Origin of the sequence: Pantoea sp. T14 (assembly GCF_036663535.1) — a bacterium.
GTDB classification, from domain to species: Bacteria; Pseudomonadota; Gammaproteobacteria; order Enterobacterales; family Enterobacteriaceae; genus Pantoea; species Pantoea phytostimulans.
Genome location: NZ_JAWUEB010000026.1, coordinates 632,546 through 659,096 on the forward strand (window position 1 = coordinate 632,546; position 26,551 = coordinate 659,096).

The window sequence follows — 26,551 nt, forward strand, 5'->3', positions numbered from 1 at the left end:
GAAGGCGGACAGAAAACAGGTCTCATCGGGACGACTGCGAAAAATGCGCAAGAATTTGCAAGTTCAGCGCAGCCCGGTGCAAGCCAGCCTGCCAGAGGCGGCATACACTGCGCCCATTCTGGTGTGGAGAATCGCAATGAACCTGTTTTTATACCTTTCCGTCGTCATTATTTGGGGCACCACCTGGATTGCCATTTACGCACAACAGGCTGCGGGCGGCAGTGCTGTCACCGTGGCGGTGTTCTGGCGATTTCTACTGGCTGCTGGGGTGATGTTGGTGGCGCTGCGTCTGTTCAAACGCCTGCAGAGCTTAACGCTGCGCGATCACCTGTTTTGCCTGTTACAAGGCTGCTGTGTTTTCGGCTTCAACTTTGTCTGTTTTTATCATGCAGCCGCGTGGATCAGCAGTGGACTGGAGTCGGTGATCTTTTCGATGGCGGTGCTGTATAACGCTCTCAACAGTTGGATCTTCTTTCGTCAACGACCTTCAGCACGCCTCTTCCCCGCCGCCTTGCTGGGTATTGGCGGTATCGTCGCCCTGTTTTGGCATGACCTGCGTGACGCCCAAGCTTCAGCCGAGTTGCTGTGGGGCATTGGATTAAGCGCACTTGGTACGCTGGGATTTTCGTTTGGCAATATGATCAGTAATCGCCATCAGCGCGTGAAACGCGATGTGTTGACCACCAACAGTTACGGCATGCTCTATGGCGCGTTAGTGATGGCGGCGTTATCGCTGGTGCAAGGTGAATCGCTGCAACCCACCTGGAACGTGCAATGGTTGGGGGCATTAAGTTATCTGGCAATATTTGGCTCGGTGATTGGCTTTGCTGCGTATTTTACGTTGGTAGGCCGTATTGGATCGAGTCAGGCCGCCTATTGCACGCTGCTGTTCCCGCTGGTCGCATTGGCATTATCAACCCGCTATGAAGGGTATGTTTGGCACGCAAGCGCCATCCTTGGCCTTGTCATGATCTTGCTGGGCAATTTAGTGATGTTTGCCCGCTGGCCGACGATCCGTCGCCGCGCTATTGCTTGACTGGATTGCGGGTTTCGGCCCGCATTCTGTTGAGTGTCAGGCCCATTGTTGTTGGTTTATATTAAGTTTCTGTGGTTGATTGATGGCTTTACGCGCAATCCAGTAAAGCAACACACGCTCATCGTCACTATCACGATCGGCCATCGACAGCAGCTTCAACGCCAGAGTCGACTTTGTTACCGGCTGTTGCTCTACGCTCAGTTCAATCACAGCCTGACCGATAATGCAGCACACTTCATTCTCGCTGGTAACGGATTCATATGTACGGTCTTTCATATTTCCTCCTGATAAGTGAACCCTTAGCCTGGCAAAAAAACTACAAACTTGCTTTCGCAACGCGCTGATTGAAACATTATCTTACGGCTAATTACCGTTACTTATTACTTTGCCGCTTCGGTTACATCTGGCGGGACAAACCGTTCATACCCGCTTAGTGGCATTTCATTCCGTTTACCGTTGCGTTCATTCCGTTGTTTCTCCTGCGCGCGAAAGCCTGAAGTAACCTGAATGCAGTTTCCAGATTCCCAGGCGGGAGAGATAAGTCATGAATCAGACTCAACAAGCGTCTTACCAGCGTACGCGCTGGCTTACCCTGATCGGCACCGTGATTACGCAGTTTGCACTGGGTTCGGTTTACACCTGGAGTTTATTCAACGGGCAGTTATCACAAAAACTGGATGCCTCAGTCAGTCAGGTGGCGTTCTCGTTTGGACTGCTCAGCCTGGGTCTGGCTGTCGCGTCGTCGTTGGCGGGTAAATTGCAGGAACTGTTTGGCGTACGTAACGTGACGATTGGCGCGGGCATTTTAATGGCGCTGGGCTTTTGGCTGACAGCCCATGCGGACAACCTGATGATGCTCTATCTCAGCGCCGGTATTTTAGTGGGTCTGGCGGATGGCGCGGGTTATCTGATGACATTATCGAACTGCGTTAAGTGGTTTCCTGAGCGGAAAGGCATGATTTCAGCCTGTGCGATTGGTGCATATGGTTTGGGAAGCCTGGGTTTCAAATTCATCTGTGGCGCGCTGCTCACACGCTTTGGTCTGGAGCAAACCTTCATTATTTGGGGTCTGCTGGCGATGTCGATGATTATCATCGGTGCCTTGATGATGCGTGAAGCACCACAACAAAGCGCAGCGAATGCCATTCGCGAACGGACACGTGATTACACGCTGGCGCAATCAGTACGTTTACCGCAGTACTGGATGTTGGCGTTGATGTTCCTGACTGCCTGCATGAGCGGTTTGTACGTTATCGGGGTGGCGAAAGATATTGGTGAAGGCTTGGTGCATTTGACAACGCAAACTGCTGCAAACGCGGTAACGGTGATTGCGATTGCTAACCTCAGCGGCCGTTTAATCCTCGGCGTGTTGTCAGATAAGATGGCGCGTATTCGCGTCATTTCACTGGCGCAGATTGTGTCACTGACCGGTATGAGCGTATTGCTCTTCACCCAGATGAATGAAACCACCTTCTTCTTATCAGTCGCCTGTGTCGCCTTTAGTTTCGGCGGCACGATTACCGTGTTTCCGTCATTGGTCAGTGATTTCTTTGGCCTGAATAATTTGACCAAAAACTACGGATTAATTTATCTCGGCTTTGGTATTGGTAGCGTGATGGGATCGCTGGTGGCTTCGCTGTTCGGTGGATTCACTGTCACCTTCAGCTTGATTATGACGTTATTAGTGATCTCACTGTTTTTGTCATTGACCGTTCGTCTACCGCAGCGTGATGCCCCCGGCAAGCAGCTGTTACAGCGCAACTGATCCGCACATACCCTGCGGCACAATAGCGCTGAAAAAAGGGCTGCATGCGTTGCAGCCCTTTTTCGTTTTAGCCGCGAAACAGCGGCTCAGCAAGACCTGCAATATCAAGCTCCACCGAAAAAATGTCGCCTGATAGCGGGTAGCGTGCCAGCTCTTCCTCGGTACGATCTTCACGTGAACTGGTGATATAGAGCGTCTTCAAATCCGCGCCTCCGAACGCCACCATGGTGGGCCATTTCACTGGCAGGACGATTTCATCAACAATCTCTGCGCTGTTGGGATCGATACGCACTACGCGCCCGCCATCAAATTGCGCAGACCAGTAAAAGCCTTCACTGTCGACCGCGGCGCCATCGGGCAAACCGCCTTTTGCATCAAAACGGCGGAAGAGTTCGCGTTCGCCCGGTTCGCCGCTCTCATTCAACGGATAGCGATATAACACCTCGTTCGGCGTATCGCTGTGATACATCCAGCGGCGATCGGCGGAAAAAGCCAGGCCGTTTGAGATTTTTATGTCACGCGCTTTTACTTCCAGTTCCAACGCTGAATTGACTCGGCACAGCAGGCCACCGTTTTTGTCTTGTGGTTCCCAAAGACTGCCACACCAAAAGTTGCCCCAGGGATCGACGCGTCCGTCGTTGAAACGGCTTTTCGCCGCAATGCCCGGATTGTCTGCCACTTTGCGCTGTGGCTTGCCTTGCGCATCCAGCAACCACACACCGCTACGAAGCGCTGCAATCAAGCCGCCCTCTTCCCGTAAGCCAATGCATCCCACTTCTTCAACCTGCGGAAAGGTCTTCACTTCACCACTGCGTGGATCAAAGCAGTGGATAGCGGGTGCCAAAATGTCAACGCACCATAAAACCTGCTCCTTGACTGACCACAACGGGCATTCGCCTAATTCAGCTTGTAAAGCTAACGCTGTTTTAACTGTATGTGGCATTGCTCTCTCCCAATCAGATAACCTGATAATAATGTAGCGGCAATTTCGCCCGGAATGAGAATTATTTTCTCTTGATTTTAGGACTATTCTCGCCGATAGTATTTTCTATTCAGTGAATTCTGATTGGATTATATTTTCTTGCTGCAAAAAACCGCACTTTGTAATACTCCGAAATATCTCTCTAAATAACTCTACATTTTGTGCATCTTCACTCCATTTTTCCGGCGTAGTGTCGTAGTCATCGGAAAAGAGGAGAACTTTCCATGAAAAATATTATTAAAGTCGCTTCGGTGTTTGCGCTAATTACTTTACTTAGCGGCTGTATCATTGGACCGCGACACGGCGGCGGATATCATGGAGGCGGAGGTTATCACGGAGGGCATCACGGCGGTTATCATGGCAATAACCATGGCGGGTATCATCGCCGCTAACGGGCAAAGATTTCACACAGCATAAAATAAAAACAAGATCAGGGCGGGACAATGTATCCCGCCCTTATTTTATTAACTCTTCACCGCATAATTACATTGATACCAAGCCTTCTTCAGACCTGGAATATGGCTATCCTGCGCCGGTAAAGATTCAACTTTATCAAATCCTTTCTTATTGCAATATTCCGCCAGATCAATGTCCAGCGCGTCTTTATTAACTTTCTCTGGATCAAAACGATATTGCACTGTATTTGAACGGGTATCTTCATCAATGCGTTCAAATGCTCCCGGTTTGTTGGCAGTACAACCGCTCAACAGAATAAGCGCCAGTGCGCCGGTTAATAATTTATTCATTTTTTCATGTCCTCACATTGCCGCGCAGTGTAAGCCGCTACAGCAGACGCATCCATAGGATTAATGCGCGAATTCTTTCAATATCACGAGATTTCACCGATTAAATCAATAAGATTAAACGGCTATATCTATCATCAACGGCGTGACAAGATGCATTCAGACAAAACGAAGTCTGTACCACACCAGGTAAAATCCAGAAGAAAAACTCATCTTGACCTTTCTAGCCCGCGCTGAGCGGGCTTTTTTTTGCCTGCTAGCCGGAAAGTGCAATCATTCTACGAAGCAAATTGGCCGCTTGCTTGTCAGGTAATGCGAGAATCGCGCTATAAAGATCGATCGACATCACGCACATTGATGAACGATCTACAGCGGTATCGGCTGGCATGTTCAATTGCTGCAGCTTATCTCCCCATTTTTTATAGAGATGTGCCACGATATTTTGCAGATCCCGCTGGGCTGTGACTTTATCCATTGGCTGTTCCGCGCCAGTGCTGGCAAGCAACAGCTGTTCCATCGCCTGCGCGTCCAGTTTATTCAACTCGGCAGAAAGGGTTTTCTCAACATTCACACCGCCGCTAACTTGCGGATAAAGATAGCGAAAGCAGAGCTGCGGATCGCGCTGGTTCAGCGCCTGCATCTCCTGCACTGAAACACCGATATAATTTACGACGGCTTTATCTGATGCGCGCATCAAACGCTGATTAATGACATCCGCCAGCCAACCACGCAGTTCGCCAATCGCCTGCTGCGGTGATTCACCCGCACGGGTTTTGTGCAGGAACTCCTGTACCAGCAATTGCCACAGCGCAGGTTCCTGCTGTTGTAAAACGCGATAACCGGGCGTTTGTGACAGCAGCAGCACCGCTTTTTCGCGCTGCTGCGCTTGCTGCTGCTTGGGTTGTACCCAACTGAACCAGAGTAAATTCGCCAGGAGCAGCGGAAAAACAAAAATAAGGACACCTTGCCAGGCTCGCAGTCGCGTCGTTTTTATCAGCACGATGATAATCAACGCCAGCAGTGCAAAAGCCACCAGCGTAATGATGAACAGAGAGGTCATGCGGAAAAGTTAGTCCTTACGAACGTCAATTAAAACCGGGCAATGGGCTCGTTCAATCACAGAAGCACTCACCGATCCTTTCAGTAAGCGATTAAAGGATGAAAGATGGCGACGACCCATAATAATCATGCTGGTTTGAAGCTGTTCCGACTGGGCAATGATGGTATCAGCCGCTTCGCCCGCCAGGATCATTCCGCGCGCATTTACGCCAGCACGTAACAGTAATGCCAATGCACGGCGCACCACCATCTCGGCACTGTTTTGCTCATCTTGCGCGGCAAGGAAATCAGCGGGATCTTCACCTGCATCAATCTCAATCGGTTGGTTGCAAGAGGAATAAGATGGGTCAATGCAGCACAGCACCACAACCTGCGCGTTATGCGCCAGCGCTTCATCAGTGGCCAACGAAATAACTTTTTCAGAGACCGGCGAATTATCAATGGCCATTAACAAGGTTTTCATCAAAGGGTTATCCTTCTACAGCGGCGATTTTGCCAATTTCGCGCACCAGCGCGTCTTTGCACTTGAGTATTTCTTCACGATAGCGAGCTTCGTGCTTAAGAAATCGTGCAGTCGGTACCAGTAAAGAGACAGAGAAACGGCCAAACAGCGTATCTAGCGCCACCGCCATGGTGGAGATGCCTTCCAGCGTTTCACCCCGATCGTAAGAGATGCCGGTTTCACGTACTTCCGCGATTCGTTCAAGCAATTGAGGCAGGGTTTTCACCGTCATTTCAGTGAGTTCACGGTAAGCTTCACCCACCATAACCCGCACATCTTCATCGCTTTCTAACGCCAGCAATGCCCGACCACCAGACGTACTGTAAAGCGGAAGATTCAACCCTATACGCGGCACTACGCGCAGTTCACGCGTTGCCACCACATAATGCACGATAGCCAATTGCGTGCCGCTGGCGCGCGCCAGTGAAACGGTTTCGTTGATGTCGGCGCACAATTTTTCCAGCAGCGGCTTCGCTAAATCCACCACATCGGTGTGCACGCTTGAAATAAGTTTGAGCAGCGCCGGGCCAAGTCGCAAACCCCCTGCGCCGGTACTGCGTACCAATTGCGCACTGTCGAGCGCCGCAACAATGCGTTGTACCGTTGAGCGGGGTAAATCAACCGCCTGCGCGATTTCTCCCAAGCTCATGCCGCCTGGGTGTTCTCCCAAGGCGTTTAAGATTTTTGCTGCGCGAGCGATAACCTGAATACCACCGGTTTTTTCATCCTCGCGGCTGGATGGAAGTTGAGCCATAGCGTCGTCCTGTTTGAGCTGCCCTACTGTAACGCGAAAAAAACACTTTTTACAGCCTGTACCACATTGCAATACAGCATATCGGGATGTAAGATTACGACCTGTATCACATCGCAATACACTGCATCATAAAAACAAGAGATCACCTGCTATGACCGTCAAGCCAGCCCCCGCGCCGGCGCCCCATCCTTTTACTCTGCGCCTTGCGCTGGGTTTGATCGGCGTATTAATTGCTGCACTGACCTCGGGATTAAACGATCGCGTTACCGATATCGCTTTAGCTGATATTCGTGCGGCTATCGGCATCAGCTACGATCAAAGTAGCTGGATAATTTCTGCTTATCAGGCCGCCGAAGTGGCGGCGATGATGATCGCGCCTTGGTTTGCCGTTACCTTCTCGCTACGCCGCTTCACATTAACGGTGGCGGCGGGTTTTATGCTGACCGGCATTCTGCTGCCATTGATGCCAACCCCGGCAATGTTTATCGGTTTACGCGTATTACAGGGTTTATTTGGCGGTGCGCTGCCGCCGATGCTGATGACCGTTGCGTTGCGCTTTCTGCCGCCACCGCTAAAACTGTATGGTCTTGGTGCTTATGCCTTAACCGCGACGTTTGGCCCTAATATGGCCGCATCGTTGGCAGCGTTCTGGACCGATGATGTCAGCTGGATGTTTGTGTTCTGGCAAGTCGTGCCCGCGATGCTTATCGCAATGGTATTGATTGGCTACGGATTGCCACAGGATCCCCTGCGTATTGAACGTTTTAAGCAGATTGATCTGTTTGGCATGCTCACCGGTTGCAGCGCCATGTCACTGCTGATCCTGGTGCTCACTCAAGGCGAACGCCTCGACTGGCTCGATTCGCCGTTAATTGCCGGCATGCTGCTGACCGCGCTGCCGCTGTTTGTGGTGTTCCTGATTAACGAATGGTTTCATCCGCTGCCCCTGTTTAAGTTACAGATGCTGCAACGCCGTAATCTGACACATGGATTACTGGCGCTGGCAGGCGTATTGATCGTTTCGCTTTCAGGATCTGCCCTGCCTTCCGCTTACTTTGCTCAGGTTGAAGGTTTCCGTACTGTGCAGTTTGCACCGCTGGCGTTAACCATCGGCCTGCCGCAGTTGCTCATCGCCCCACTGATTGCGGCGTTGCTCAATATTCGCTGGATTGACTGTCGCTGGATGCTGGCGGCGGGACTGGGATGTTTAGTGACTTCCTCTCTTTTGGGGATGCAGATCACCAGCGACTGGGCGCGAGAAAACTTTTGGCTGATTCAAATCCTGCAAGCTTTCGGACAGCCGATGGTGATCTTGCCGATATTGATGACCGCGACCAGCGTGGTCGCACCGCCGGAGGGGCCTTTTGCCTCAGCAATGTTTAATACCGTGCGTGGTTTTTCCAGCATTGCGGCATCAACGTTAGTGAGCTGGTTTGTTAGCCACCGTGAGCAGTTTCACTCCAATATTTTGATCAACAACGCGGCCAACCGTTCGTGGTTAATGACCGCATCAGAGAGTAGCCAGGCTAACAGTAGCCATCCGCTGTTGCCTGACGGCAGCGTTAGCGCGACCGAAAACCTCAGTGGTTTTGCAACATTAATAAAGCATCAGGCGCTGGTATTGAGTCTTAGCGATACCTGGCTGCTGCTGATTGGCTTTGCCGCCTTCCTGCTTTTATTGACAGCCATTGTGCCGAAGCGCGTCTGGCCGCCACAAACTTTGATTCAACCCGTATCACCGACGTCGAGATAATTGAATATGCGTGCTTTAGTAATGAGAAAAACTGTGCTGCTGAGCCTGCTATTGCTGGTTTTACTGGTCATGGCCTTTTTTGTCTGGTCTGCGATGACCGACAACGATCACCGCACCAATGATGCTTACGTCAATGCCGACTACACGTTAGTTGCGCCAAAAGTGTCCGGCTATATCGCCAGTGTAAATGTGCAGGATAACCAGCAGGTAAAAGCGGGCGACGTGTTGGCAACGCTGGACGATCGAGATTATCGCGTGGCACTGGAAAGTGCCGCAGCAGATTTGCAAGTGAGCCAGGCCAAACTGCTCAGCAGTCAGGCGCAGCTAGAACAGCAGCAATCAGTGATTGATCAGCAAAAAGCCAGCGTTGCGGCCAGCCAGGCATCTGCGCAATACGCCGGACAAAGTGCCGATCGCTACAATCGCCTGTATAAAAGCGGCACTGTGGCGGCTGATGATCAGCAAAAAGCCAGTTCGACCCAGCGCTCAGCACAGGCGGCGGTGCGCCAAAGTCAGGCGGCATTAGCCTCAGCAATGAAAGAAGTGGGCGTGTTACAGGCAGCAGTGGGTTCGGCAGAAGCCGATGTCGCAGCGGCTAAAGCCAGCGTTGATCAGGCGCGACTTAATCTCTCTTACACGCGCATCACTGCGCCCGTGTCGGGTATGGTGGGTCAACGATCCGTGCGTTTGGGTGCCTACGTTTCTGCCGGCACTCGCCTGCTGGCGGTCGTCCCGCTGCAGCAAACTTACATCACCGCCAACTATCTTGAGACGCAATTAGCGGATGTCCGGCCAGGTCAGCGCGTTAACGTGACAGTGGATGCGCTACCCGGTAAAACCTTTGTAGGCCGCGTTGACAGCATTGCTCCAGCCACCGGCGCCACCTTTTCTGCCATCTCTCCCGACAACGCAACAGGTAACTACACTAAAGTCGTTCAACGCCTGCCAGTGAAAATTGTGCTGGATAGCGAGCAGCAAAATCTGGCGCAATTACGGGTAGGCATGTCCGCGATCCCTGAAATTCAGGTGCGTTAAATTTTGTGAGTAATATCTCAGTATCACCCTATTTCATTTACGACTGAATCCGCGTAAATTAGCGCCCGATCCTGTTCTGAGTTGCTCAGATCGACCCGAGAAAAAGCGTTTCGTGGTAGTAAGCGGAGACCTTGTTCTCAATCTGTTCGCGTTGCGCTGGCCGGGGATCGCCATCATCGTAACCGCTCAGAGGAGTTGTTTTGTGAAATATGCCTTGATGGGAATTTCGTTTTTCGTGTTGCTGTGGGTTGGCACTTTTGTGCTGATGCTGTAACGCCGCAGGGGGCGACATCGCTGTCGCCCCAGTTGGCTTTTACGCCTCTTCTTCCAGACTTTTTACGCTGCCCGGCAGAATGCCATCGGCGCGAAACATCGCTTTAATTCCCCGCACCGCCTGCCGAATACGATCGCTGTTCTCAATCAGAGCAAATCGCACATGGGTATCGCCGTAATCACCAAAACCGATGCCCGGCGAGACGCAAACTTTCGCTTCTTGCAGCAGATGTTTAGCAAACTCCAGCGAACCCAGATGCGCATAGTGATCGGGAATCTTGGCCCAAACGTACATTGAAGCTTTTGGATTATCGACCATCCAGCCCGCCTCGTGCAGCCCTTTTACCAGCACATCACGTCGACGTTTATACTGCTCGGCAATATCGCGCACGCATTGCTGATCGCCTTCCAGCGCCGCAATGGCAGCAACCTGTAGCGGCGTGAAGGTACCGTAATCGTGGTAACTTTTTATCCGCGCCAGCGCTGAAACCAGCTCTTTGTTGCCAACCATGAAACCGATTCGCCAGCCCGCCATATTGTAACTTTTTGACAAGGTAAAGAACTCTACCGCCACGTCGCGGGCGCCGGGCACCTGCATAATCGACGGCGCTTTCCAACCGTCATAGACGATGTCAGCGTAGGCAAGATCGTGAATCACCAGCACGTTGTACTGTTTAGCCAGCGCAATGACGCGCTCGAAGAAATCGAGTTCCACGCACTGTGCGGTGGGATTGGACGGGAAGCCCAGCACCATCATCTTGGGTTTGGGATAGCTTTCACGGATGGCGCGTTCCAGTTCGTTGAAGAAATCAACGCCCGCCACCAGTGGAACAGAACGCACCTGCGCACCCGCAATCACCGCACCATAGATATGAATCGGATAGCTGGGATTTGGCACCAGCACGGTATCGCCGTGATCGAGGGTAGCCAGCATCAGATGCGCCAGACCTTCCTTCGAACCGATGGTGACAATGGCCTCCGATTCTGGATCGATTTCAACCTCGTAACGCTCGGCGTACCAGCGCGAAATGGCGCGACGCAGGCGTGGTATGCCTTTGGACGTTGAATAGCCATGCGTGTCGTCTCGCTGGGCAACCTGACACAGCTTTTCCACGATATGGGGCGGCGTTGGGCCGTCAGGATTTCCCATCGAAAAGTCGATAATATCTTCGCCGCGTCGACGCGCAGCCATCTTCAGTTCGGCAGTGATATTGAAAACATACGGAGGTAAACGTTCGATACGCGAGAAACGACGGGGTGTGCTGTTATCAGCCATGGAGTCCTCTGGATTACGTTAGCGCCCGGACCGTCCGAGCGACGCTGGTCACTGCGGTGACCTGAACAAGAACATAACGTGGCGATAACAAGTTTGTCGAGAGCCGCAGAAAATTATTTTATTTTTCCTGATTCAGCCGACCCAGCACCCAATCGTTTACCCAACGACCGTTTAGCAGATAATTATCCCGCAGTGTACCTTCAAGCTGAAAACCGTTTTTTTCCAGAATCCGCCGCGACGGCCAGTTGCCCTCAATCACCATCGCCTTGAGTTTGTGAAAATCAGCTCTGAGCAAAAACTCACATAGCGCCGCCAGCGCTTCACTGCCAAAACCCTGGCCGCAATGACGGCTTAACAGCATGTAGCCCACTTCCGCCTGACGATAAGGCGCCCATTCCGGGCTACAACCAAACAGGCCAATAGCTTCACCGTTATCGCGCCGCCGCGCGACCAGACACAACATGTGAAAACTGGTGGTTTGCCATGGTGCGAGGCGCTCGTGAAAACGCTGGCGCAGGTCGGCCTCATCAGGAATTTCACTCACCCACGTCATGGTGGTGTGGTCTTCATGTACGGCGCGAAACAGCTGCCAGTCTTCAGACTTCAACGTACTTAAAATTAATCTGGATGTGGTTAAGTGCATTACTCTGCTCCCGTTCGCGGCGAGTTAGTGGTTACTGGCACGCTTTGTCCTGGCAACATAGCAAACCGGTTGATTGACAACCAGCGTCTCGCACATGAAAAACAGATCCCCTTTTTATCACTCAACCTTTCCTCTTTTGTGATTTTTAAGCAGATAAATTGATCTGGCGAAGAAACATCGCGCTTAACGTTGATCGCTGCTAGCGGATCGCGATCACATTTTTTATCATGGCTATCACCTTTTCCTACCAAGAGTCGCCTGTGTCTTCCCACTTCACGATGTTGCTGGCGGTGTTTGATCGTGCCGCGTTGATGTTGATCTGCCTGTTTTTTCTGACGCGCACTCGCCTTTTTCGCCAATTGCTGCAAAAAGATGAACACACGCCGCTGGAGAAAGTGGCAGTCACCGGCATCTTTTCACTGTTTGCGCTGTTCAGCACCTGGTCAGCCGTTGAGGTAGACGGTTCACTGCTCAATGTCCGCGTGATAGCGGTGATGGCCGGCGGCATTCTGTTTGGTCCTTGGGTCGGCATCGCCACCGGTATTATCGCGGGTTTGCATCGCTTCCTGATCGATATCCACGGCGTGACCTCGGTGCCTTGCCTCATTACCAGCATCATTGCCGGGGTTGTGGCTGGCGGCATTAATCGTCGGGTGTTAAAAGAGCATCGCTGGCGCGTCGGTATTCTTGGCGGCATGCTGTGCGAAAGCCTGACGATGCTTTTGATCGTGCTGTGGGCGCGCCCCACATCTGTTGGTTTAGCGATTGTGTCTGAAATCGCGCTACCGATGATTTTAGGTGCCTCCAGCATTGGCTTGATCGTGTTGCTGGTGCAAAGCGTCGAAGGTGAAAAAGAGGCAATTGCCGCACGGCAGGCCAAGCTGGCGCTGGATATCGCCAATAAAACCTTGCCGCTGTTTCGTCAGGTTAACAGCGAATCATTGCGTAAAGTTTGCGATATTATTCGACGTGATATCAAAGCAGATGCGGTGGCAATGACCAACAAACAGCAGATTCTGGCCTATGTCGGTTATGGCGAAAAAAACTATCAGCACGGCGACGATGACATCAGCCCCACCACTGCACAGGCCATTGCCAGCGGAAAAATAATCATCAGAAACAACGATGAAGCGCATCGAACCAAAGACATTCATTCGATGATTGTGATCCCACTGTGGGAGAAGGGCAAAGTCACCGGCACGCTGAAAATCTACTATCGCCGCGCTCACCGCATTACGGGATCGTTAAAAGAGATGGCGATTGGCCTGTCGCAAATCATCTCTACGCAATTAGAAGTGTCACGCGCCGAACAGCTACGTGAGATGGCCAATAAAGCGGAACTGCGTGCTTTGCAGAGTAAAATAAATCCCCATTTTCTGTTTAACGCACTGAACGCAATCTCCTCTTCCATTCGCTTAAATCCCGATACGGCGCGCCAGTTGGTGATCAACCTTTCGCGCTATTTGCGTTACAACCTTGAGCTTAATGACGACGAAATCATCGATATTAAAAAAGAGTTGTGGCAGGTCAAAGATTACATTGCGATAGAGCAGGCACGCTTTGGTGACAAGCTCACCATGATTTATGACGTCGATGAGGATTTGCACTTTTCGCTGCCGAGCCTGCTGATTCAGCCGCTGGTGGAAAATGCCATCGTACACGGTATTCAGCCCTGTAAAGGCAAAGGTGTGGTCACGCTAAGCGTCAGGGATTTAGGCGATCGGGTACGTATTTCAGTGCGCGATACCGGACAAGGAATCAGTGACGATGTGATAGCGCGAGTGGCACGTGATGAGATGCCTGGAAATAAGATTGGCCTGCTTAATGTGCATCACCGCGTAAAGCTGTTATCCGGTCAGGGATTAACCCTTGTGCGCCACCAACCCGGCACAGAAATTTCTTTCACCTTGAGTAAAAACGGCCAGTTACTGGTGGGGAGCCTTGCGTGAAAGCGATCATCGTTGAAGATGAATTTTTAGCCCAGCAAGAGTTAAGCTGGATGATTCAGCAACACAGCCAAATTCACATTGAAGCCTGTTTTGATGATGGACTGGATGTCCTGAAATACCTGCAACAACATCGCGTTGATGTGATCTTTCTCGACATCAATATCCCGTCGCTGGACGGTATGTTGCTGGCGAAGAATATTAATCAATTCGCCCATAAACCGTTGATTGTTTTTATTACTGCCTGGAAAGAACATGCTGTGGAGGCGTTCGAACTTGAGGCTTTTGACTACATTCTTAAGCCCTATCACGAATCACGCATTGTCACTATGCTCAGCAAGCTGGAGGCGACCTGGCAACAGCAGCATACGCAAACGCCTGCCGCCCATGTCTCGCAGACCGTAAATTTGCAAAAGGATGAGCGCATCATCGTTACTGACGTCAATGATATTTATTACGTCGAAGCGCATGAAAAATTGACGTTTGTTTATACCCGACGCGAAGCCTATGTGATGTCGATGAACATCAGTGAATTTTGTTCCCGCCTGCCCGAGCAACAGTTTTTCCGCTGCCACCGCTCTTACTGTGTGAATCTCAATAAGATTCGTGAGATTGAGCCGTGGTTCAACAATACCTATCTGCTGAAACTGCGCGATCTTGAATTTCAGGTGCCGGTGAGCCGCAGCAAGGTGAAAACCTTCCGCCAACTGATGCGTTTATAGCGAAAAAAAAACGGCCCGCAGGCCGTTTTAAAACGTTAAAGCTCGCGTCCCAGCGTCTGACGCAAATGCGCGCCTGCGCCTAACAAGCCCGGCTGATCGTGGGTGATCATGTAGACGGGGATATCCGCAACGTAATCGCGGAAGCGACCCTTGTCTTCAAACGCGGCGCGGAAGCCAGACGCTTTGAAAAATTCAAGGAAGCGCGGCACGATGCCACCAGCGATATACACGCCACCGAAAGTGCCAAGGTTCAATGCCAGGTTACCGCCAAAACGGCCCATGATGACGCAGAACAGCGACAATGCACGACGGCAATCAATGCAGCTGTCGGCCAGGGCACGTTCGCTGACATCTTTCGGTTTCAGGTTTTCCGGTACGCGATGATCCGCTTTCACGATAGCGCGATAAAGATTCACCAGGCCAGCGCCCGAGAGCACGCGCTCGGCTGAAACGTGGCCCAACTCTTCACGCAGCACTTCCAGAATTTGATCTTCTTCTTCACTGTTTGCCGCGAAATCGACGTGGCCGCCCTCGCCCGGCAGGCTAACCCAACGTTTATCCACGTGGACTAAATGGCTGACACCTAAACCGGTGCCTGCGCCATAAATCGCAATCGGCTTATCTTTGATCGGTTCTTTGCCGCCAAACTGAATCATGTTTTCAGCGCTTAACATCGGGATCGCCATCGATACCGCGGTAAAGTCGTTAATGATCTCAAGGTGTTCGAAACCGATGTTCTCTTTTAACGTGCGCGTTGAGAACGCCCAGTCGTGGTTGGTCATTTCAACCCAGTCATCGGTAATGGGGCAGGCAATGGCAATACAGCCATCTTTAATATCCTGCTTTTGTTCATCAAGATAATGGCGGATGACGGCTTCGAGGCTGTCGTATTCTGATGTTGAGAATGTTTTGGCCTGGGAGATGCTGCCGCTTTCCACCTCACACAAGGCGAGACGGGCATTTGTGCCGCCGACATCGCCGACCAAGGCATAGGTTGTCATTCTTCTGTTGCTCCGCTTGGGGTCTTTAAGAGTTGGAGGACACTATAAAATCCTGCCCATAAAACAACAACGCTCACCGGTGGGAAAGGTGAGCGTCTAACTCAAGGTGATGCACAGCCTAACCGCGATAGCACGCAGTGCACAGCGGCAACTTTCTGAATCTTATCCGCTGTTACGTTGATTCAGGCACGCCGTGACTTTACGCAGCAGGGGCGGCAGGTCATCTTTCTGCATAACGACTTCCACCAATGTCAACCGCTGCGGCTCGGCAAGTCGCGCCATCACTGCTTGTAACTGTACGGTTTCACTGATGCGCCAACTCTGCGCCTGGCCGTGCAGGCTAAGGGCTTGCGGCAGCGCCGTCCAGTTCCACTGGGCGATATCATTGTAACGTTGTGTTGCGCCATGAATTGCACGCTCAACGGTATAACCTTCATTGTTCAGTAGAAAAATGATCGGCTGCTGATTATCACGCAGCATCGAACCGAGTTCCTGAATGGTTAACTGCGCCGAACCATCACCAATAATCAAGATAACGCGCTGATCAGGTTTGGCGGTTTGTGCGCCAAAAGCTGCCGGTAAAGTATAGCCGATTGAACCCCACAATGGCTGCACCAGCAATTGCGCCTGTAAAGGTAAACGCAACGCAGCCGCACCAAAAGCAGCGGTGCCTTGATCAGCAAGGATAATGTCGCCCGGCTGGATAAATGTTTGCATCGCACGCCAGAACGCGTTTTGGCTGATGTAAGCCGCATCTTCAACGGGTATGCAGGGTAAAGCCGCTGGCGCAAGTGACCAGCGTGATGCATAACGCTGAAACAGCGTGAGCAGTACTTCAAGCGCTTCATCCATGCCGATCGCGAAGTGTTGTCCCGCCACACTGGCGCTTTCAAGTTGCAAATCAATCAGCTTTTCAGCGGTGAACTGCTGGGTAAAACCTGCTGTCAGGGTATCGGTAAAACGCACGCCAACGCAGATCGTGACATCAACCTGCTCAATTAACGCGCTGACATTGCCTTCGCTGGCTTTACCTGCGTAGGTACCGACATAACCGGGCTGTTGTTCATCCAGCACCCCTTTACCCATCAACAAACTGGCGCAAGGAATGGCACGTTCAGCCCGGAGATCAGTCAGCGCAGCTTGTTGCTGGCAGCGCAACGCCAAAAAATCGGCTAACAATGAGACGCGCTGAGCTGAAGATAACAACGTTTCCGCAGCCAACTGGAAATCAACGCGTGCTTGCGGTGAGGATTGAAGAGTAAAATTCAGCGGCTGGGTTGGTGGTTCAACGTCGATTTGCGCCACATCCACCGACAGCATCAAATATCCCGGCCGCTTTGCCTGCATCGCGCTAATAATGACCCGATCAATTTCTGCCGTGGCGTTTTCTGCACTGAGCTGTGCGGTGGCAACGCAGACTTCCTGCGCCATACGAATGAAATGGCCAAAGTCGCCATCACCCAACGAATGGTGAACGCAGTCACCCTGCTGCTGTGCCTTGCTGGAAGGCGCGCCAACAATGTGGATCACCGGCAGGTATTCTGCGTAGCTCCCCGCAATGCCATTAATGGCGCTGAGTTCACCGACACCAAAAGTCGTCAGTAACGCCGCAGCGCCGTTGCAACGTGCGTAACCATCGGCGGCATAGGCCGCATTAAGTTCATTGGCGCAGCCAACCCAGGCTATTTCAGGGTGGCTGATGACGCGATCAAGGAATTGCAGGTTGTAGTCGCCTGGCACGCCAAAAAGATGGTTCACACCCATCTCCTGCAGGCGTTTCAGTAAATAATCACCAACGGTAAAAGAGGCCATAATCAGATCATCCTTTAGGAGATTGTCCTTTTGAGTATCCAACATGACGCTGATTCAGCGAGAAATTCGACGCGCATCGCCGGGGATTAGTTGGCAAGCTAACGTTACGATGGCAGATAATTCCGTAAATGTGAGATCCATGACGCGTTGCGACTAAGTGTAAACGTATACACTGCTATGCTTTCGGCTCATTATCTCGTTTGAGACAGGAACGCTGTATGACCTCTTTCCCGCATCCCGATCGTTATCAACAGATGGAATACCGCCGCAGCGGCCGCAGCGGCCTCAAATTGCCAGCCATTTCGCTGGGGTTATGGCATAACTTTGGCGACAGTACGCGCGTCGATAATAGCCGTGCGCTGCTGCGCCATGCTTTTGATCGTGGCATCACCCATTTTGACCTGGCTAATAATTACGGCCCGCCACCGGGTTCGGCGGAAGAGAACTTTGGCCGTATCCTGCGCGAAGATTTTCGACCTTATCGTGATGAATTAATTATCTCGACCAAGGCGGGCTACACCATGTGGGATGGCCCTTACGGCGATTGGGGATCACGCAAATATCTGGTTTCCAGTCTTGATCAAAGCCTGAAGCGCATGGGGCTGGAATATGTCGATATCTTTTATCACCACCGTCCTGACCCAGAGACGCCACTGGAAGAAACGATGCGCGCACTGGATCATGTGGTGCGTCAAGGCAAAGCGCTGTATGCCGCTATTTCGAATTACCCCGCCGATCGCGCGGCTGAAGCCATTGCTATTTTGCGCGATCTCGGCACGCCATGCCTGATTCACCAGCCGCGCTATTCGATGTTCGAACGCACGCCGGAACACGGTTTACTGCACACGCTGAAAGATAACGGTGTTGGCTGTATCGCCTTTTCACCGCTGGCGGGCGGCGTGTTAACCGATCGCTATTTGCAAGGCATCCCGGAAGATTCACGCGTTGCCAGCGGCAGTAAATTCCTGCAGGAAAACCAGCTGACCGATGAGAAAATGGAAAAAGTGCGTAAGCTGAATGTGGTGGCGCAGCAACGTGATCAAAAGCTGGCACAGATGGCGTTGGCTTGGGTACTGCGTGATGAAAGCGTGACGTCAGTGTTGATTGGTGCCAGTAAAACTGCGCAAATTGACGATGCCGTTGAAATGTTAGCGCAACGCCAGTTCAGCGAAGCAGAACTGGCGGCGATTGAAGCTGCTTTAGCGTAATAAATCTTGTGTAACCGCTTTCTCGCCCGGTTTTCACCGGGCATATTCCCCGCCAGAAAATTCTCAATTAAGATTATCCCTACAACATTCAGACAAAATCTAAACGATACGCTGGCAGTAAAATGGCAGAATAGCGCCACGGTAGCGGTCACAAGCTACTGATTAGGAGATAATTATGAAACGTGCAATTCTGTTTGCCGCTTTGCTGGCAAGCCTGTCGCCGCTGGCGATTCACACAGCTCAAGCAACAAGTGCTTCAATCGACCTGGCGCCTGGCGTCACGCTGCATCTTGGCGATCGCGATCGTCGCGGTTACTTTTGGGACGGTGGTCGCTGGCGCGAACCGCGCTGGTGGAACGATCGTTACTCCTATAATGATCGCCGCTGGTGGCGACATGAAGAGTGGCGTCGCCATCAAGAAAGGGAGCGCGAACGCCACTGGCAAGCAAAAGAGCGTGAGCGCCGCTGGAAACATGAGCATCGTCGTGATCATCACGACCGCCACGATCGTCATGACCATCACGATCATTGGGACCATCGTCATTAATAAAAAAAGCCCGGTTAGCAATAACCGGGCTTTTTTTGTTTTGGCGGAAGGGCTACAGACCTAACACTTCACCGACCAAAAGATAGATATTCAACGCCACCACCAGCAGTACGATTAAACGTCCGGCGTTTTGCATCAAACGTGAATTCACCATCTCATCGCCCATAATTTCGCGATTACCGGTAAATGACAGCAGCGGAATCAGCGCCAGCGCGATACCAAAACTCAGCAGCACCTGACTGAATACCAGAATGCGCGTGGGATCCCAGCCGGCCCAAATCACAATAAATGAGGGTAACATCGTCACGGTACGACGCACCCACAGCGGAATGTGGAAGCGGATAAAGCCTTGCATCACCACCTGCCCCGCCAACGTTCCCACCACGGTTGATGAAAGACCGGCAGCCACCAGACTCAAACCAAACACGGTGGCTGCGGCATGGCCCAATAACGGTTGCAGCGTGAGATAAGCCTGATCGAGATCGGCGATTCCGCTGTGGCCGCTGAAGTGAAATGCCGCCGCGGCCGTCGCCATCATCGCCAGATTCACAAAGCCGGCAATCGTCATGGCAATCGCCACATCTAACTTAGTTGAGGAATATCGCTCGCCTTTAGTGCCGCGCGTGTCACCTTGGGTTAAGGCTGAATGCAGATAGATAACGTGCGGCATGATGGTTGCGCCTAATACGCCAGCCGCAAGGAATACCGCATCAGAAGTCGGTAATGATGGCAGCGCCATCCCCATTACCAGTTCGCTGACTTTGGGCTGCGAGAAGAACAGCTCAACGATATAGGCCGCTGCAACAAACAGCAGCAAGCCACCAATCACCAGCTCAAGCGGTTTTTGCCCACGGCTTTGTAGCATCAATATCAGGAAAGTGGCGATACCGGTGAGCACCGCGCCTTGCATCAGCGAGATGCCTAATAATAATTTGAAGCCGAGTGCTGCCCCGATAAATTCAGCCAGATCGGTGGCCATGGCGATGATTTCCGCCTGCACCCAATAAAACCAGACTGCAGGCCGGGGAAAGCGATCTCGGATGTGCTCCGCCAGGTTTTTACCTGTGGCGATGCCCAGCTTGGCTGACATTAACTGGATCAACATCGCCATGATGTTGGCCCAGACCACCACCCACAGCAATTTGTAGCCATAGGCAGCACCAGCCTGAATATTGGTCGCAAAGTTACCCGGATCGATATAGCCAATAGCGGCGATAAAAGCGGGCCCTAACAATGCAAGTTTTACTTTTCTTGCTCCGCGAGCGGCTCGCTCGGCGGCACGGCTTTCAAACATAATTTCTATCCTGTCTGAACGTAAGTTCACCCGTGCAGTTTACGGGTCCGCCTTTACCATTAAAATTTGGTTATGATTATTGTTCTAATAGATAGTGCTATAAAGTATAGCCTTTGCTATACCTTGAGGCAAAGAAAGTGCCTGATAAAATGTGAACAACCGTTTCACTCTACTCGCGGTTCAAATTATAGACAATAAGTTTGTGGATATTCGCTGTGTACTTTTTGTAAACAAGACGTGATCGGTGAGAGTTTTCTGAGAAATAGCGTGATAGCGAATACTTATATTGTGGAACAGATCTCGTTTTTAAGTAACGCGTTACATAGAATACGCAGCAAAATACAACTCTCCTCAAATTTGGAGCAAACATGTCCCCTGTTTTGCATTTTCTTTTAGCACTGGTGGTAGTCGGCGTGTTGGCCTTGTTGGTCAGCCACGATCGTAAAAGTATTCGCATTCGTTACATCGTTCAGCTTCTGGTTATTGAAGTCTTGCTGGCGTGGTTCTTCCTTAACTCCGAAGCAGGTCTTGGATTTGTGCAAGGTTTTGCCGGGATATTTGACCATCTGTTGAAATACGCCGCAGAAGGGACGAACTTCGTTTTTGGCAACATGAGTGAGAAAGGCCTCGCCTTCTTCTTCCTTAATGTGTTGTGCCCGATTGTCTTTATCTCTGCGCTGATCGGTATTCTTCAGCACTTCCGCATTCTGCCGTGGGTTATTCGTGGCATCGGTACCGTGCTGTCAAAGGTTAATGGTATGGGTAAGCTGGAATCCTTTAACGCCGTTAGCTCTCTGATTTTGGGACAGTCAGAAAACTTCATCGCCTATAAGGATATTCTCGGCAAGATGTCACAACGCCGCATGTACACCATGGCAGCAACAGCCATGTCTACTGTGTCGATGTCAATCGTCGGCGCGTACATGACGATGCTGCAGCCAAAATATGTGGTGGCCGCGCTGGTGCTTAACATGTTCAGCACCTTTATCGTGCTGTCGCTGATAAACCCGTACCGCATAGACAGCGAAGAAGATCTGCAATTACAGGATTTACATAAAGGCCAGAGCTTCTTCGAAATGTTGGGCGAATATATCCTCGCCGGTTTCCGCGTCGCGATTATCGTAGCGGCGATGCTGATCGGTTTTATCGCCCTGATTTCCGGCCTGAATGCATTGTTTGATCTTATCTTCGGCATTAGCTTCCAGGGTGTGTTGGGTTACGTCTTCTTCCCGTTTGCCTGGATGATGGGTGTGCCTTCGGGGGAAGCGCTGCAAGTGGGCAGCATCATGGCAACCAAACTGGTTTCCAATGAGTTTGTGGCAATGATGGATCTGCAGAAAGTGGCGGGTCAGCTGTCGCCGCACTCAGAAGGTATTCTTTCAGTGTTCCTGGTTTCCTTCGCTAACTTCTCCTCTATCGGGATTGTAGCCGGTGCCATTAAGGGTCTGAACGAAGAGCAAGGTAATGTGGTTTCGCGCTTCGGCCTGAAGCTGCTGTACGGCTCAACCCTGGTCAGCGTGTTGTCTGCCGCCATTGCCGGCCTGGTATTGGCTTGGTCATAAAATTCGATTCATAAAGACAAAGGGCGAGCCTGACTCGCCCTTTTCTTCTGAGTTATTCCCATCGGTTATATCCGCTATAAACGTTCTCCCACCGCCGCACGCCGCCTTTCGCCAGATAACGCAAATCCTTTGCACAATAACGAATTTCCATCCTGTGCCGCTCAGCCCGTAATTTTTCTTCATGACTTAACATCAGGAGAAAAAAATGAGCATTCAGTTTCTCGGTATGATTGGCCATCGCCTGGCTTCCGAAATCATTCCTGCCAGCGGACCGCTGTTCGATAAAAACTATATCGCCGATTTTGCCCGCGCTCATGAGCAGGCTGGATTCGATCGTATCCTGGTTGGATATTGGTCTGATCAACCCGATGGTTTCCTCGTCACCGCTCATGCGGCAGCTAATACGTCACGCATTAAATTTTTGCTCGCGCATCGCCCCGGCTTTGTCTCGCCCACGCTGGCAGCACGCAAGTTGGCAACGCTTGATCATCTGACTGATGGACGACTGGCGGTGCATATCATTAGCGGTGGCAGCGACAGTGAACAGCGTCGTGACGGTGATTACCTCAACAAAGCCGAACGCTATGCACGCACTGACGAATTTCTCAGTGTCCTGAAACAGAGCCTGACATCTGGTGAAGCTTACGATCACGACGGCCATTTCTATCAGGCTGAAAAGGCGTTTTCAGCCATCAAACCGGTGCAGAATCATCTTCCGGTTTACTTTGGTGGATCCTCTGATGAAGCGATTGATGTCGCTTCACGCCATGCAGACGTCTTTGCTTTATGGGGCGAACCGCTGGCGGGTGCAGCCGAAACGGTTCGCAGCGTGCGCGCTGCTGCTGCAAAACATCATCGCGAGATTAAATTTAACATCTCGTTTCGACCGATACTGGGCAGCACGGAAAAAGAAGCCTGGGAGCGCGCCGAACATATCCATGAAACCGCGCGTCTGCAGCTGGCAGAAAGCGGCTATACCTTTGGCTTGCCAAAACCACAAAGCGTTGGCGCACAGCGTTTGCTGGATGCCGCTAATCAGGGCGATCGTCACGATAAAGTGTTGTGGACTGGCATCGCAAAACTGGTAAGCGGTGGCTACAACTCCACGGCGCTGGTCGGCACGCCAGATCAGGTTTCCGATGCTTTGCTGGATTACTATCGCCTTGGCATCGACAGCGTCTTAATTCGCGGCTTCGATCCGCTGAATGACGCATTGGAATATGGTCGTGAACTGATTCCGCTAACCCGCGAAAAAGTTGCCGCGTTGGGCAGCGAAAGAAGGAGCGCCTGATGCGACGGGCGGCCCTTTTTGCTGGTTTAACGCTGGCACTGAGTCTGAATCCCCTGTTTGCAGCGGAAAAAGTGGCACTACGCTTAGGCGATGTAAAAGGCGATCGCTTCGCCGCGCTTAAAGCCTCTGGCGAGCTGGATAATCTTCCTTATGAATTGAAACTCACCGCCTTTGATTCTGGGGCACCGGTGCAGGAAGCGCTGAATGCTGGCGCCCTGGATGTTGGCTTTACCGGCGATTTACCGTTTTTGTTTGTTTATGCTGCGGGCGCGCCGGTAAAAGCGGTCGGCGCCTGGCAGAATAATCCCGACAGCATTGCGCTGCTAACCCGTCCTGATGCGGGTATCAAAAGCTTGCAGGATCTCAAGGGCAAGCAGATTGCGGTAAACCGTGGCGGATGGGGACACTACTTGATCCTTGGCTTGCTGGAGCGCGCCGGACTTAAACCCTCGGACGTTACGCTGCGCTTTTTGAGCCCGGTTGACGGTCGTGCCGCGCTGACCTCCGGTGCAGTTTCGGCATGGGCACCTTGGGAGCCCTATATTGCCACTTCAACCCAGGTTGATGGCACCGTTCGCGTACCCAATGGCGGCGGTAAAGGCGTGATGTCTGGCTATTCCTATGCGCTGGCGCGCAAAGAGGCGCTGAGCAATCCTGAAAAACGCCAGGCGATTGCGGACTTACTCACGCGCCTGGCGAAAGCGCAGGTCTGGGCAGAAAAGCATCCGCAACAGTTTGCCATTGTGCTGGGCAAAACCTTGAATATGCCGACCCGCATCACGCAGAGTTGGATTGCCGATGCGCGCATTCGACCGCTGGTTTTTGATCAATCACTCATTCCTACGCTGCAAAAATCTGCTGATTTCTTCCATCGCTACGACGTGTTGCCACACGTGGTTAATGTCAGCGATGCGTTTGACTTCAGCCTGTCAGCGGGAGCCAATCAAATTGCCATACACGCTGCAGGAGACAAATCGTGAGTGAATTACAACATCACCGCTTACGCGACTTTGTCGCACAGCTTGCTGCCCTGCTGGATAGCCAGCCGCAGGAGGCAGAAATCCTGGAAAAAGGCAGCGAGCTGTTGCGTCCGCTGCTGCAACAGGATGACTGGCTGGATGAAACCTTTACTCAGCCACATTCTGAACATTATCAGCAATATTTGCTGCATGCAGACGCGCAGCAGCGATTTTCAGTAGTGAGTTTTGTCTGGGGGCCAGGCCAGCAAACGCCGATTCACGATCATCGCGTTTGGGGCTTGATTGGCATGCTGCGTGGCGCAGAAATTTCACAATCCTTTTGCCTTACGCCGCATGGTTTGGCGGAAGAAGGCGTTCCGGTGAGACTTGAACCAGGCCAGGTTGAAGCCGTATCACCTCGCGTGGGTGACATTCATCGCGTGAGCAATGCATTCGACGATCGCGTTTCTATCAGCATTCACGTTTATGGCGCAAACATTGGTGCCGTGAAGCGAGCGGTCTACCGCGAAGATGGCAGCGAAAAAACGTTTATCTCCGGCTACAGCAACCGTTACTTACCTAATATTTGGGACCTTTCACATGGCTGAACAGACTTTTCCCCTGCGCGATGCCGCAGACATTATCCAGGCACTGCGCCAACAGCAGGAAATTGCGTTAGTCGATGTGCGTGATGAAGCGCTTTATGCCACAGGTCATCCACTGTTTGCCGTCAATCTGCCGCTATCCAAACTGGAACTGGAATGGCTCGATCGGATCCCTCGTCGTGATACAGCCATCACACTTTATGACAATGGCGAGGGCTTAGCCCAGGCGGCGGCAGAACGTGTCACACGTTGGGGCTACAGCAATATTACGTTGCTAAAAGACGATCTTGACGGCTGGAAAGCTGCTGGTGGCGAGCTGTTTATTGATGTCAATTCGCCGAGTAAAGCGTTTGGTGAGTTAGTTGAGCATCACAACCAGACGCCTTCGCTGGCGGCTGAAGATGTCAATGCGCTGCTGCGCGAGAAGGCTGATGTGGTGGTGCTGGATGCTCGCCGTTATGACGAATATCACACCATGAGTATTCCAGACGGTGTAAGCGTGCCGGGCGGGGAATTAGTGCTGCGCGTGCGAGATTTAGCCCCTTCACCCGCTACCACGGTGATTGTGAATTGCGCTGGCCGAACGCGCAGCATTATTGGAACGCAATCACTGGTGAATGCCGGGATTCGTAATCCGGTATTTGCGTTACGTAATGGCACCATTGGCTGGAAGCTTGCAGGATTATCGTTGGATCACGCTCAAACACGACGTTATGGCGCCACCAGCGATACTGCGCAACGTCAAGCAGCAGCTCAGGCGCGACGAGTAGCCGATCAGGCAGGCGTTTTACGTCTTGATAAATCCGCGTTGGCGCGCTGGCAGCAGGAGGCAACCACCTATCTGTTTGACGTGCGTGATGGCGAGGAGTTTTCTGCTGGTCACCTGCCCGGCAGTCGTTCAGTGCCTGGTGGGCAGCTAATTCAGGAGACCGATCATTACGCTAGCGTACGGGGCGCGCGGATTGTTCTGCTTGATGATGAAGGTGTTCGCGCCAATATGACGGCATCGTGGCTAGCGCAACTGGGCTGGCAAGTGGCCGTGCTGGATGGATTAACCGCACAAGACTTTAGCCAACAAGGCGGCTGGCAACCCCAGGTTCCACCCGCACCAGCGGCAGAATTTATCTCGCCTACGCAGCTTTCCGAATGGTTAGCGCAGAACAATACGCAGGTACTGGATTTCACTACCCGCGCTAATCACGTGAAAAGCCATATTCCTGGCGCCGCCTGGTTGCTTCGCTCGACGCTTCAGCAACAGGGAAGCAGCGCACTGCCCGCAGCTGATCGTTATGTTTTAACCTGCGGCAGTAGCCTGCTAGCAGGATACGCAGTAGATCACGTCGCAGCGCTCACCGGTAAACCTGTTTATGTACTGGAAGGCGGAAACGCGGCATGGCGCAACGCCAATTTACCTACCGAAACGGGTGAGCAAAACCTGTTATCACCGGCAATTGATCGTTATCGTCGTCCTTATGAAGGCACCGATATCGAACCCGCCGTTATGCAGGCTTATTTAGACTGGGAATATGGTTTGGTTGCGCAGTTAGATCGTGATGGAACACACGGATTCCGCGTATTGAAAGTTCAGCAGGAAGGTGTGCCAGCGTAACGATATGGCGCAAAAAGAGATATCACAACAGGGGCGGCAGCAATGTCGCCTTTTTTACAGATATTTTTTGAAATGCCTGAGAAATCAGGGCTTAAATGTTTGGTGGAGATAAGCGGGATCGAACCGCTGACCTCTTGCATGCCATGCAAGCGCTCTCCCAGCTGAGCTATACCC

The 26,551-nt window shown here is 51.9% G+C and carries 26 protein-coding genes; 15 read left to right on the plus strand and 11 right to left on the minus strand.

Going from position 1 to position 26,551, the window contains the following annotated elements:
* Positions 1-136: 136 nt before the first annotated feature.
* Positions 137-1,036 (plus strand): DMT family transporter, encoded by a 900-nt coding sequence (locus SC127_RS17910; RefSeq protein WP_332627299.1) that lies wholly within the window; start codon positions 137-139, stop codon positions 1,034-1,036.
* A gap of 36 nt (positions 1,037-1,072) precedes the next feature.
* On the opposite strand, the gene SC127_RS17915 is transcribed toward SC127_RS17910, so the two are convergent.
* Complete coding sequence (locus tag SC127_RS17915) at positions 1,073-1,312, minus strand: hypothetical protein (protein ID WP_215846009.1); 240 nt, start codon at positions 1,310-1,312, stop codon at positions 1,073-1,075.
* Between the two features lie 268 nt (positions 1,313-1,580).
* Between SC127_RS17915 and SC127_RS17920 the strand changes: the two genes are divergently transcribed.
* Positions 1,581-2,801: an L-lactate MFS transporter gene (locus SC127_RS17920; RefSeq protein ID WP_215846008.1), complete on the plus strand. Its 1,221-nt coding sequence runs from the start codon at positions 1,581-1,583 to the stop codon at positions 2,799-2,801.
* Positions 2,802-2,868: 67 nt separating this feature from the next.
* Here the strand turns inward: SC127_RS17920 and SC127_RS17925 are convergent, their stop codons facing one another.
* On the minus strand, positions 2,869-3,744 hold the full coding sequence (locus SC127_RS17925; RefSeq protein WP_332627302.1) for an SMP-30/gluconolactonase/LRE family protein: 876 nt from the start codon (positions 3,742-3,744) through the stop codon (positions 2,869-2,871).
* A gap of 263 nt (positions 3,745-4,007) precedes the next feature.
* Here SC127_RS17925 and SC127_RS17930 point away from each other — a divergent pair, with 263 nt between their 5' ends.
* A complete protein-coding gene (locus SC127_RS17930; RefSeq protein WP_215846003.1) occupies positions 4,008-4,175 on the plus strand; it encodes a hypothetical protein in 168 nt (55 codons plus the stop codon).
* Between the two features lie 72 nt (positions 4,176-4,247).
* Here the strand turns inward: SC127_RS17930 and SC127_RS17935 are convergent, their stop codons facing one another.
* The 4 genes from SC127_RS17935 to SC127_RS17950 all read right to left on the minus strand — a co-directional run bounded on the left by SC127_RS17935 (position 4,248) and on the right by SC127_RS17950 (position 6,841).
* On the minus strand, positions 4,248-4,529 hold the full coding sequence (locus SC127_RS17935; RefSeq protein ID WP_215846001.1) for a hypothetical protein: 282 nt from the start codon (positions 4,527-4,529) through the stop codon (positions 4,248-4,250).
* A 253-nt stretch (positions 4,530-4,782) separates the two neighbouring features.
* Complete coding sequence (locus tag SC127_RS17940) at positions 4,783-5,586, minus strand: hypothetical protein (protein ID WP_243077467.1); 804 nt, start codon at positions 5,584-5,586, stop codon at positions 4,783-4,785.
* Between the two features lie 9 nt (positions 5,587-5,595).
* Positions 5,596-6,048 carry a universal stress protein gene (locus SC127_RS17945; protein WP_215845998.1) on the minus strand — a complete coding sequence of 151 codons (453 nt, stop codon included), beginning with the start codon at positions 6,046-6,048 and terminating at the stop codon, positions 5,596-5,598.
* A gap of 7 nt (positions 6,049-6,055) precedes the next feature.
* The gene (locus tag SC127_RS17950) at positions 6,056-6,841 is read right to left on the minus strand and encodes an IclR family transcriptional regulator (RefSeq protein WP_243077466.1); all 786 of its coding nucleotides are present in this window, start codon (positions 6,839-6,841) and stop codon (positions 6,056-6,058) included.
* A 151-nt stretch (positions 6,842-6,992) separates the two neighbouring features.
* Between SC127_RS17950 and SC127_RS17955 the strand changes: the two genes are divergently transcribed.
* The 3 genes from SC127_RS17955 (at position 6,993) to ypdK (ending at position 9,903) form a co-directional block, all read left to right on the plus strand.
* Positions 6,993-8,594 (plus strand): MFS transporter, encoded by a 1,602-nt coding sequence (locus SC127_RS17955; protein WP_332627305.1) that lies wholly within the window; start codon positions 6,993-6,995, stop codon positions 8,592-8,594.
* Between the two features lie 6 nt (positions 8,595-8,600).
* Positions 8,601-9,629 (plus strand): HlyD family secretion protein, encoded by a 1,029-nt coding sequence (locus SC127_RS17960; protein WP_243077464.1) that lies wholly within the window; start codon positions 8,601-8,603, stop codon positions 9,627-9,629.
* A gap of 202 nt (positions 9,630-9,831) precedes the next feature.
* The gene (ypdK, locus tag SC127_RS17965; RefSeq protein ID WP_006120362.1) at positions 9,832-9,903 is read left to right on the plus strand and encodes a membrane protein YpdK; all 72 of its coding nucleotides are present in this window, start codon (positions 9,832-9,834) and stop codon (positions 9,901-9,903) included.
* A gap of 39 nt (positions 9,904-9,942) precedes the next feature.
* On the opposite strand, the gene alaC is transcribed toward ypdK, so the two are convergent.
* Positions 9,943-11,178 carry an alanine transaminase gene (gene alaC / locus SC127_RS17970; RefSeq protein ID WP_215845992.1) on the minus strand — a complete coding sequence of 412 codons (1,236 nt, stop codon included), beginning with the start codon at positions 11,176-11,178 and terminating at the stop codon, positions 9,943-9,945.
* Between the two features lie 118 nt (positions 11,179-11,296).
* Positions 11,297-11,821 carry a GNAT family N-acetyltransferase gene (locus SC127_RS17975; RefSeq protein WP_215845990.1) on the minus strand — a complete coding sequence of 175 codons (525 nt, stop codon included), beginning with the start codon at positions 11,819-11,821 and terminating at the stop codon, positions 11,297-11,299.
* A 278-nt stretch (positions 11,822-12,099) separates the two neighbouring features.
* Here SC127_RS17975 and SC127_RS17980 point away from each other — a divergent pair, with 278 nt between their 5' ends.
* On the plus strand, positions 12,100-13,770 hold the full coding sequence (locus tag SC127_RS17980) for a sensor histidine kinase (protein WP_332627350.1): 1,671 nt from the start codon (positions 12,100-12,102) through the stop codon (positions 13,768-13,770).
* The gene (locus SC127_RS17985) at positions 13,767-14,489 is read left to right on the plus strand and encodes a LytR/AlgR family response regulator transcription factor (RefSeq protein ID WP_215845988.1); all 723 of its coding nucleotides are present in this window, start codon (positions 13,767-13,769) and stop codon (positions 14,487-14,489) included. The genes SC127_RS17980 and SC127_RS17985 overlap by 4 nt, the downstream gene beginning before the upstream one ends.
* 35 nt (positions 14,490-14,524) lie before the next feature.
* Here the strand turns inward: SC127_RS17985 and glk are convergent, their stop codons facing one another.
* Positions 14,525-15,490 carry a glucokinase gene (glk, locus tag SC127_RS17990; RefSeq protein ID WP_215845987.1) on the minus strand — a complete coding sequence of 322 codons (966 nt, stop codon included), beginning with the start codon at positions 15,488-15,490 and terminating at the stop codon, positions 14,525-14,527.
* 162 nt (positions 15,491-15,652) lie between these two features.
* Positions 15,653-17,302 carry a thiamine pyrophosphate-binding protein gene (locus SC127_RS17995; protein WP_332627309.1) on the minus strand — a complete coding sequence of 550 codons (1,650 nt, stop codon included), beginning with the start codon at positions 17,300-17,302 and terminating at the stop codon, positions 15,653-15,655.
* A gap of 218 nt (positions 17,303-17,520) precedes the next feature.
* Here SC127_RS17995 and mgrA point away from each other — a divergent pair, with 218 nt between their 5' ends.
* A complete protein-coding gene (mgrA, locus tag SC127_RS18000) occupies positions 17,521-18,510 on the plus strand; it encodes an L-glyceraldehyde 3-phosphate reductase (RefSeq protein WP_243077461.1) in 990 nt (329 codons plus the stop codon).
* Between the two features lie 175 nt (positions 18,511-18,685).
* A complete protein-coding gene (locus SC127_RS18005) occupies positions 18,686-19,057 on the plus strand; it encodes a DUF2502 domain-containing protein (protein ID WP_243077460.1) in 372 nt (123 codons plus the stop codon).
* 52 nt (positions 19,058-19,109) lie between these two features.
* Here the strand turns inward: SC127_RS18005 and SC127_RS18010 are convergent, their stop codons facing one another.
* On the minus strand, positions 19,110-20,351 hold the full coding sequence (locus tag SC127_RS18010) for an Nramp family divalent metal transporter (RefSeq protein ID WP_215845981.1): 1,242 nt from the start codon (positions 20,349-20,351) through the stop codon (positions 19,110-19,112).
* Between the two features lie 368 nt (positions 20,352-20,719).
* Between SC127_RS18010 and SC127_RS18015 the strand changes: the two genes are divergently transcribed.
* The 5 genes from SC127_RS18015 to SC127_RS18035 all read left to right on the plus strand — a co-directional run bounded on the left by SC127_RS18015 (position 20,720) and on the right by SC127_RS18035 (position 26,377).
* Positions 20,720-21,913 carry a NupC/NupG family nucleoside CNT transporter gene (locus SC127_RS18015; protein WP_243077459.1) on the plus strand — a complete coding sequence of 398 codons (1,194 nt, stop codon included), beginning with the start codon at positions 20,720-20,722 and terminating at the stop codon, positions 21,911-21,913.
* A gap of 205 nt (positions 21,914-22,118) precedes the next feature.
* Positions 22,119-23,204 (plus strand): LLM class flavin-dependent oxidoreductase, encoded by a 1,086-nt coding sequence (locus SC127_RS18020; RefSeq protein WP_332627313.1) that lies wholly within the window; start codon positions 22,119-22,121, stop codon positions 23,202-23,204.
* On the plus strand, positions 23,204-24,184 hold the full coding sequence (locus tag SC127_RS18025; RefSeq protein WP_332627315.1) for an ABC transporter substrate-binding protein: 981 nt from the start codon (positions 23,204-23,206) through the stop codon (positions 24,182-24,184). The genes SC127_RS18020 and SC127_RS18025 overlap by 1 nt, the downstream gene beginning before the upstream one ends.
* Entirely contained in the window at positions 24,181-24,771 is a 591-nt protein-coding gene (locus SC127_RS18030; RefSeq protein ID WP_332627317.1) for a cysteine dioxygenase, read from the plus strand. Before SC127_RS18025 ends, SC127_RS18030 begins: the two co-directional genes overlap by 4 nt.
* Positions 24,764-26,377 (plus strand): rhodanese homology domain-containing protein, encoded by a 1,614-nt coding sequence (locus SC127_RS18035; protein WP_332627319.1) that lies wholly within the window; start codon positions 24,764-24,766, stop codon positions 26,375-26,377. The genes SC127_RS18030 and SC127_RS18035 overlap by 8 nt, the downstream gene beginning before the upstream one ends.
* Positions 26,378-26,551 lie beyond the last annotated feature (174 nt).

Coding starts and splice junctions, on each gene's coding strand:
- SC127_RS18020 (WP_332627313.1), top strand. CDS start 22,119: ATGAGCATTCAGTTTCTCGGTATGATTGGCCATCGCCTGGCTTCCGAA.
- SC127_RS18035 (WP_332627319.1), top strand. CDS start 24,764: ATGGCTGAACAGACTTTTCCCCTGCGCGATGCCGCAGACATTATCCAG.
- SC127_RS18015 (WP_243077459.1), top strand. CDS start 20,720: ATGTCCCCTGTTTTGCATTTTCTTTTAGCACTGGTGGTAGTCGGCGTG.
- glk (WP_215845987.1), bottom strand. CDS start 15,490: ATGACAACCTATGCCTTGGTCGGCGATGTCGGCGGCACAAATGCCCGT.
- SC127_RS17955 (WP_332627305.1), top strand. CDS start 6,993: ATGACCGTCAAGCCAGCCCCCGCGCCGGCGCCCCATCCTTTTACTCTG.
- SC127_RS17980 (WP_332627350.1), top strand. CDS start 12,100: ATGTTGCTGGCGGTGTTTGATCGTGCCGCGTTGATGTTGATCTGCCTG.
- SC127_RS17920 (WP_215846008.1), top strand. CDS start 1,581: ATGAATCAGACTCAACAAGCGTCTTACCAGCGTACGCGCTGGCTTACC.
- alaC (WP_215845992.1), bottom strand. CDS start 11,178: ATGGCTGATAACAGCACACCCCGTCGTTTCTCGCGTATCGAACGTTTA.
- SC127_RS17935 (WP_215846001.1), bottom strand. CDS start 4,529: ATGAATAAATTATTAACCGGCGCACTGGCGCTTATTCTGTTGAGCGGT.
- SC127_RS18025 (WP_332627315.1), top strand. CDS start 23,204: ATGCGACGGGCGGCCCTTTTTGCTGGTTTAACGCTGGCACTGAGTCTG.
- SC127_RS17995 (WP_332627309.1), bottom strand. CDS start 17,302: ATGGCCTCTTTTACCGTTGGTGATTATTTACTGAAACGCCTGCAGGAG.
- SC127_RS17945 (WP_215845998.1), bottom strand. CDS start 6,048: ATGAAAACCTTGTTAATGGCCATTGATAATTCGCCGGTCTCTGAAAAA.
- SC127_RS18010 (WP_215845981.1), bottom strand. CDS start 20,351: ATGTTTGAAAGCCGTGCCGCCGAGCGAGCCGCTCGCGGAGCAAGAAAA.
- SC127_RS17925 (WP_332627302.1), bottom strand. CDS start 3,744: ATGCCACATACAGTTAAAACAGCGTTAGCTTTACAAGCTGAATTAGGC.
- SC127_RS17960 (WP_243077464.1), top strand. CDS start 8,601: ATGCGTGCTTTAGTAATGAGAAAAACTGTGCTGCTGAGCCTGCTATTG.
- SC127_RS17950 (WP_243077466.1), bottom strand. CDS start 6,841: ATGGCTCAACTTCCATCCAGCCGCGAGGATGAAAAAACCGGTGGTATT.
- SC127_RS17975 (WP_215845990.1), bottom strand. CDS start 11,821: ATGCACTTAACCACATCCAGATTAATTTTAAGTACGTTGAAGTCTGAA.
- mgrA (WP_243077461.1), top strand. CDS start 17,521: ATGACCTCTTTCCCGCATCCCGATCGTTATCAACAGATGGAATACCGC.
- SC127_RS17915 (WP_215846009.1), bottom strand. CDS start 1,312: ATGAAAGACCGTACATATGAATCCGTTACCAGCGAGAATGAAGTGTGC.
- SC127_RS17940 (WP_243077467.1), bottom strand. CDS start 5,586: ATGACCTCTCTGTTCATCATTACGCTGGTGGCTTTTGCACTGCTGGCG.
- SC127_RS17930 (WP_215846003.1), top strand. CDS start 4,008: ATGAAAAATATTATTAAAGTCGCTTCGGTGTTTGCGCTAATTACTTTA.
- SC127_RS17910 (WP_332627299.1), top strand. CDS start 137: ATGAACCTGTTTTTATACCTTTCCGTCGTCATTATTTGGGGCACCACC.
- SC127_RS18005 (WP_243077460.1), top strand. CDS start 18,686: ATGAAACGTGCAATTCTGTTTGCCGCTTTGCTGGCAAGCCTGTCGCCG.